The organism is Burkholderia sp. Se-20378 (genome assembly GCF_017104665.1).
GTDB lineage: Bacteria > Pseudomonadota > Gammaproteobacteria > Burkholderiales > Burkholderiaceae > Burkholderia > Burkholderia lata.
This window is the reverse complement of record NZ_JAAGPG010001237.1, coordinates 1-591: the sequence shown is the minus strand read 5'-3', so window position 1 is coordinate 591 and position 591 is coordinate 1. Positions and strand designations below refer to the sequence as shown.

The window sequence follows — 591 nt, the reverse complement described above, 5'->3', positions numbered from 1 at the left end:
AGATCCCGGCCGCCTGTTGTTGCAGGCGCTGCGCCACGCGCCGGTCGACGCGGAAGCGTCGCCGCTGTGCGTCGGCCGCGTGAATCCCGACACGGGCCGGCTCGTGTGGTCCTGGCCGGTCGGCGTCGCGCTCGCGTCGACCGGCGCGATGACGGGCCTGATGACCGGGCTGCTCGGCGTCGGAGGCGGTTTCGTGATCGTGCCGATGCTGCGCAAGTTCACGAACGTGTCGATGCATGGCGTCGTCGCGACGTCGCTGATGGTGATCGCGCTCGTCGGCACCGGCGGTGTGTTCGCCACGCTCGTGTCGGGCACGCGCGCACCGCTCGACGTGACGCTGTGGTTCGCCGTCGCGACCGCACTCGGCATGGCCGCCGGTCGCGGCGCGTCGCACCACCTCTCCGCGCGACATGTACAGGCCGGGTTCGCGGCCGTGCTCGTGTGCGTCGCGCTCGCGCTGCTCGCGAAGGCGGCGTGCGGCGCGCAACGAAGCGCGCGACCGGCCACGGGCACCGCATCCGCGCCCGCCCGCGCCCCCCATCACCCGGCACAATCGCTTACTGACCGTCACCCCCCACAACCCGCCGCCAC

1 protein-coding gene is annotated in these 591 nt (G+C 73.3%); it reads left to right on the top strand.

Annotated features, from left to right (window positions below):
• The coding region (locus G3N93_RS41200) for a sulfite exporter TauE/SafE family protein (RefSeq protein WP_241026933.1) at nt 1-591 on the top strand (591 nt) is incomplete at both ends.